This is a genomic window from Kaarinaea lacus, from assembly GCF_975902315.1.
The window spans coordinates 1-6,076 of sequence record NZ_CDLKIE010000403.1; the positions used below are offsets into that span (position 1 = coordinate 1).

The following is a 6,076-nucleotide window of genomic DNA, read 5'->3' on the forward strand; positions in this document are numbered from 1 at the left end:
AGATCTCGTACAACACGAGGGAAACGGCCGAATACCTTTTTGATGGGTTGCATTCGCGTCTTCATCACTGCCGACTGCAAATCTGCGGTCACTATGTCCAGGTTACCAACAACCTTGCTCATTTCCTCACTTTGCAGCAAACCTTCAAGGCTGGTCATGCGATTACGAACCAGTACCAGTTCACCCACCAGGTTCATAATATCGTCCAGTCGCTTTGTATCAACGCGAACAGTAGTTTCAGTCTGGGATGAGTCTTTACCCCTGGTTTTGGCACCGGGACTACCAATCGCTTCTGGTCCGGCCTGTTTTGCAGTGGCAACATTTTCTGACTTGCTGACCTTTTCAACACCATTGTTGCTTTTGGAAGCTGCGGATTTGTTATTGCTATTAGTGTTACTGCGGGTATCTTTATTCGAAGCGGTCGTTTTGCCCTTGTTATTCGATTTCTGAATAGCATCTAATATGGCATCAAATTCTTCTTCAGAAATACTGTCATCTTCTGCCTCCTGATTTTGCGCTGAAGCCGAACCAGCCTGGAGTTTGTCCTGTGATTCCTGATCTTTTTGTTGATGACTATGAACTACACCCTGGCGCTGGTTTTGAAATTGATCCAGCAAAGCCTCGAACTCATCATCGTTTATTTCTTCTAAATCCGAAGACACTTTGCTATCAGGCGTCACAGAAACAACATTTTCAGGATTAGCTGTTCCTGCAGCCCTGGGCGTTTTTCTTTTCTTCTTTTTACTGGAGATTTGAGTATTTCTTTTTTTGGAAGTTACGTTGCTGCTCTGTGATGTTTTTCTGCCACCGGGTGAAGCGAGCTCATCAAGCTTTTCAAGTATCCAGGCCTCCGCTTCCCTGGGAGGTTTTCCGGAACTTAATGCACTAAACTGATCCTTTAGAACATCAAGTACAGGAAGCACAACGTCCATTACTTCTTCATCGACATCACGCTCCCCATTTCGTAAAACGTTAAACACGTCTTCTGTTCGATGGCAAAGCGCAACCAGAGGATCAAGCGCCAGAAAGCTAGCCCCACCTTTGATTGTGTGAAAGCCGCGAAACACCGCATTGATAATTTCTTTATCGTCAGGGGTTTTTTCAAGATCAACGACTTGCTGCGTCAGCTGTTCGAGAATTTCACCCGCATCAATCAGAAAATCCTGCAGTAGTTCGTCATCTTCTTCCATTGACATCATTATTTATTCTTCCACTATCCAACGATTATCGGCGTATTTCTCTGTTGACTAAATTGGTAAATACTCTGTTCAAAGTGAAATCTCATGAACCTGCAAACAAGCTCGTAGATTTTGATCCCTTGTAACGCTTCCCTTGTATAAAAAAATCGCTAATACGTTTTTAACATCCCATAAAGCGACAAAGGCACGATGAAGCAATTGCATCACCGTGCCTGAGAATTGTAACTAACTGATTTCGACGGTTATGAGCTAGTGACTATGAAGCGCTGGTTGTTTTCGGTAACCGATGGTGCTGCCGTCACATCTGATACACATACATCCTGTTTGTGATGGAGCTTTCTTCAAATTACTAGCAATGGGATACGACGAAACCTGCACGGATTTACTCTGCGTCGGAATCGAGGCGCTCCCAAATTTTATCGATCTTTTCCTTTAGCGTCTGGGCAGTAAATGGCTTAACAATGTAGCCATTAACACCAGCCTGCGCAGCCTCAACTATTTGATCGCGTTTTGACTCGGCGGTAACCATTAATACCGGCAATTCAGCAATACTGCGATCTCCACGCACCGCTTTAAGCAAGTCAATCCCCTGCATTCCAGGCATATTCCAGTCAGTAACCAGTAGATCAAAATCACCAGTCTTTAACATAGGTAATGCAGTAGTACCATCCGCTGCTTCCAAAGTATTATTGAACCCCAGATCCCGAAGAAGATTTTTGATGATACGACGCATCGTTGAAAAATCATCGACGATCAGAATTCTCATATTTTTGTCTAAGTCAGTTCCCATAGCTTAGATTCACTCACAAATAATTACGTTCTTACCACAAGTTAAAGCCTATAAAACAATTTTATTGCTTTTGTTCTATAAACCAATCCATTGATTCATACGAGACTGCAGACGAATCACCGCTTGACTGTGAATCTGGCAAACCCTTGACTCACTTACTCCAATAACGGCACCTATCTCACGTAAATTTAGCTCTTCGTCATAATAAAGTGACATAACCATACGTTCCCGCTCAGGAAGTCCAGCTATTGCCTCGGCAAGGCTACGTTTGAAATCCTCAGTTTGCAAGCCTTCCAATGGGCCTTTGTCTTTCTCTACCATCCCGGTGACCCCTCCATGGGTCTCCATTTCCAGTTCATCGTAACTGAATACACGATGCCCGCTAGCTTCCTGTAACAGCTGATGATACTCCTCCAGTGAAACCTTTAATCCTTCCGCGATTTCATGATCCCGCGCATCACGTCCTGTCTTGTGTTCGATTTCCCTGACCACTTCTGCAACCATTCGTGCTTTGCGATGCACTGATCGCGGCGCCCAGTCGTTTTTACGAATTTCGTCAAGCATCGCGCCACGAATTCGAATTCGCGCATAGGTTTGGAAACTGGCACCCTGGCTGGCATCATAGTTACGGAGCGCTTCCAATAATCCGATTAATCCAGCCTGGATGAGATCATCTTGCTGAACATTGGGTGGTAATCGGGACATCAGATGATAAGCAATACGCTTAACCAACGGCGTGTATAAAATGATTTTCTCATTATCACTCTGACCGTACCCTTCACGGGCTTCGTCGGCGTATGCAGCCACACCACTCATAACGACACTCCTGTTCCATGTTGACTAGCCATGATGAGTCTTTCCACAAAGAACTCTAATCGTCCCCCTGCCGATGCCGGCATAGGCCAACTATCGGTTTTCTGCGCCAATTTCTTGAACGCTAAAGACGATTTACAGCGCGGAAATGCATCCACAACAGATTTTTGGCGCTGTATTGCTTTACGGAGATACTCATCGTTAGGAATTACACCCATAAAATCCAGGGCAACATCCAGATAACGGTCAGTAACCTGCAATATCTTGCGATAAAGCTCCTTCCCGGTCTGGACACTTGAAACCATATTGGTAAGAACACGAAACCGATGTAAACCATATTCGCGACTTAGTAACTTAATCAATGCGTAAGCATCAGTAATAGATGCGGGTTCATCGCATAACACGACGATTACTTCCTGCGCCGCTTTTGTATAAGCAATAACGCTGTCGGAAATTCCGGCGGCGGTATCAATAAGCAATACATCCAGGGGAAAATTTAATTCACTAAAGGCACGTATCACTCCGGCATGCTCTGCGGGTTCCAATGCCGCCATCGACCTCAAGCCCGAAGAAGCGGGTACTATTTTCAGACCTTCCGGACCATCAACCAGTACTTCGTCCAGAGGACGTTCACCACTCACAACATGTGACAAATTAAATCGCGGATTAAGACCTAACATGACGTCAACGTTCGCCAACCCCAGGTCCGCATCCATTAACATTACGTCTTTTCCAGCACTGGCCAGGCTAACCCCCAGGTTGACTGCTACATTTGTTTTGCCTACCCCACCCTTACCACTGGTAACTGCAATCACACGAACGGGTTTGTTTTTAGTTCGCCTTGAACTGTGGGTTTGATTGAAAGGTTCAGATACTAACATGTGCTTCTATTCCGGATTTATCTTGAAAATCTACGTCGACGGCTTGTGAATCCAAATGCTGGCCAGCAACACTCACTGCATGGCTCACCAGATTGTGCGCGCGTGCTAAATGAAAATCATCAGGGATTTTTTGCCCATTACTGTAATATGCAAGTGGCAAATTATTCAGGATTGATACCGATAGTGGCCCACCAAGGCTGGCAGTTTCGTCCAGCCTGGTAATGATACTGCCATCAAGTTTTATACTCTGGAATGCGCTGGCGTTTTTCTCCAGTACCGCGCGATGTGCCGTTGCCGGCAATACCAGGAAATTCGTGATTTGCGTAATTGCACCAGAAAACAGCTCCAGATATTTACTTGAGCTGATTTCCCTGGGACCCATGCCAGCAGTATCAATCAGGACGAATGCTTTGTCTGAAAAGGCATTCAGCGCGTCCAGCAAATCTATATCATCGCGTACCACTTTAAGAGGTATTCCCAGTATCTTGCTGTATAAACCTAACTGCTCTTTAGCGCCGAGGCGATTACTATCGGTAGTCACCAGACCGACTTTGTCACGTCCGTTTTTCAGGGCAAACCTGGCAGCCATTTTGGCAATGGTCGTCGTTTTCCCTACTCCGGTTGCTCCAAACAGTGCAACAGTGCCACCACAGGCAGTAACATCTTCCTTGTATATAGGTAGTTTATTTGCGATTAACGCGAGGGCATGGGGGAATACAGATTTTGCCGCGATGTTTTCACTGGTGATTGAGTTGGTGATTTTCTGAATTAACAGGGGATGAATATCCAGTTTAAGCAGTTGTCGTATAAGTTGAGCGCGCACCGGATTCTTCCGTGCAATATCTCCCCATGCATGTTCAGTTACCTGTTGCTCGATCAGTAAATTCAGTTTCTCACTGTCAAATTCTTTGCCAAATCGAGATTGAGCATAATCTCTGTTTTTTTCTTTTTGCTTTGAACTCAATACCGCATTATTCATAGAGTCGTTTTCCGTAAATCCATCTGTAATTAACTGGTTCGCAATCAAACTGTCCGATGACAAACAAGGTGCAGGATACTTGCCCTTATGCTGCCTAACACTACCGTGTAATTCCTTACCGCTCTTGTTATCTCGCTTCTTATTTTTTGTGCAGGATTCGTTCCCATTTGATACTTTGCAGGAAATATTATTATTGCCAGTGGACTGTTTATCGCAATTGAAATACTGTGCTTTCTTTACAGGTGCAGAATACTGGTTGGATAAAGATAAATAGTTGATGCTTGAAGAAAGCTCTGAAGATGTGTTGTTAACAAGGAGAGGCTGAGTATCTGGTTCGTATTGAAACTCATCATCAACCGCTGCGGTAACTTCTACTCCGTTAAACACATGGTGATGAGAAATGATGACAGCGTTTGATCCAAGTTCGTCTTTAACTGCTTGAACAGCACTTCGAAAATCCTGGGTTAAATACCGTTTGATCTTCATGCTCTGCCCTCACCTTAAGACAGCACAGATAATCTGGTTGTTATTAAAATTTATTTTGATTGTCAGCATAACAAACTCATCACGGTCGAATAACGAATCTAAAGCGTCTGGGTTGGCTTGCATTAGTGGTTTTAAACTATCTCCCTGTACAAAGTAGAGCTCCCTGATAAAACAACCACTAATGCATATAAGCCATTGCTGAATGCCCTGGATTACTCAATCGATTACTTGGAACAGTAACCTGGTTTCCCGTATTAACGTAATCCACAAGCGCATGGGGTAAATGCAATTAGCGTTCCACAGTCTATTTCACGCACAACGCGATAAAACAACTTAAAAGCCTAAGCTGTTGTCTTTGCTTGTTTACTTGGCGGCCGCTTAAAATAGAGAAAACAAAGGAACTCCTGGCTTGAACAGAGGAGCTTTAAAACGCGCCAATGTTTCGGCTTATTTTTCTAAGTAGTGCTTGAAAACCGAGGTATTAAATTTTTTTGTAGTCGTTTGGCGACAGGTTTACTTCACTGAATTATCAATGGAAGTTTGACAGGCGGGCTTCAAAATTTGCTGATAAATTTTATTTATTTTAGCTTCTGGATGCGTTCGGCGGCACTAATTACATCTGTTAAACGAATACCATACTTGTCATTGGTCACGACAACTTCGCCATGGGCAACGAGAGTACCATTAACCAGTACATCCAGTGGCTCCCCCGCCAGTCTATCCAGTTCCACTACTGAGCCCTGATTCAACTTTAGCAACTCTCTAATACTGATCTTTGACTTTCCGACTTCTAATGACAAAGTCACCGGAATATCCAGAATGACATCCAGACAGGCATTTTCTACATTTTTACCAGAAGATTCCGCTGTTTCTGCCTTAATCCCGGTATCCTGCATACTCTCGCTTCTGGAAGCTTCGGAATAATCAG

6 protein-coding genes are annotated in these 6,076 nt (G+C 44.2%); all 6 read right to left on the reverse strand.

The features are described from left to right. The coding region (locus tag ACWVCM_RS12720; protein ID WP_455202131.1) for an Hpt domain-containing protein at positions 1-1,199 on the reverse strand (1,199 nt) is incomplete at its 3' end. A gap of 382 nt (positions 1,200-1,581) precedes the next feature. After that, complete coding sequence (locus tag ACWVCM_RS12725) at positions 1,582-1,989, reverse strand: chemotaxis response regulator CheY (protein ID WP_455202132.1); 408 nt, start codon at positions 1,987-1,989, stop codon at positions 1,582-1,584. 75 nt (positions 1,990-2,064) lie between these two features. Further along, the gene (locus tag ACWVCM_RS12730) at positions 2,065-2,805 is read right to left on the reverse strand and encodes an RNA polymerase sigma factor FliA (RefSeq protein ID WP_455202133.1); all 741 of its coding nucleotides are present in this window, start codon (positions 2,803-2,805) and stop codon (positions 2,065-2,067) included. After that, positions 2,802-3,683: a MinD/ParA family protein gene (locus ACWVCM_RS12735; protein ID WP_455202134.1), complete on the reverse strand. Its 882-nt coding sequence runs from the start codon at positions 3,681-3,683 to the stop codon at positions 2,802-2,804. The genes ACWVCM_RS12730 and ACWVCM_RS12735 overlap by 4 nt, the downstream gene beginning before the upstream one ends. After that, complete coding sequence (gene flhF, locus ACWVCM_RS12740) at positions 3,670-5,148, reverse strand: flagellar biosynthesis protein FlhF (RefSeq protein WP_455202135.1); 1,479 nt, start codon at positions 5,146-5,148, stop codon at positions 3,670-3,672. The genes ACWVCM_RS12735 and flhF overlap by 14 nt, the downstream gene beginning before the upstream one ends. A 578-nt stretch (positions 5,149-5,726) precedes the next feature. Continuing rightward, positions 5,727-6,076, reverse strand: a 350-nt coding sequence (fliN, locus tag ACWVCM_RS12745) for a flagellar motor switch protein FliN (RefSeq protein ID WP_455202136.1), incomplete at its 5' end; no start/stop codon positions are given.

Excerpts from the sequence above, each read along its gene's own strand:
- ACWVCM_RS12730 (WP_455202133.1), bottom strand. The coding sequence starts at position 2,805 with ATGAGTGGTGTGGCTGCATACGCCGACGAAGCCCGTGAAGGGTACGGT.
- ACWVCM_RS12725 (WP_455202132.1), bottom strand. The coding sequence starts at position 1,989 with ATGGGAACTGACTTAGACAAAAATATGAGAATTCTGATCGTCGATGAT.
- ACWVCM_RS12735 (WP_455202134.1), bottom strand. The coding sequence starts at position 3,683 with ATGTTAGTATCTGAACCTTTCAATCAAACCCACAGTTCAAGGCGAACT.
- flhF (WP_455202135.1), bottom strand. The coding sequence starts at position 5,148 with ATGAAGATCAAACGGTATTTAACCCAGGATTTTCGAAGTGCTGTTCAA.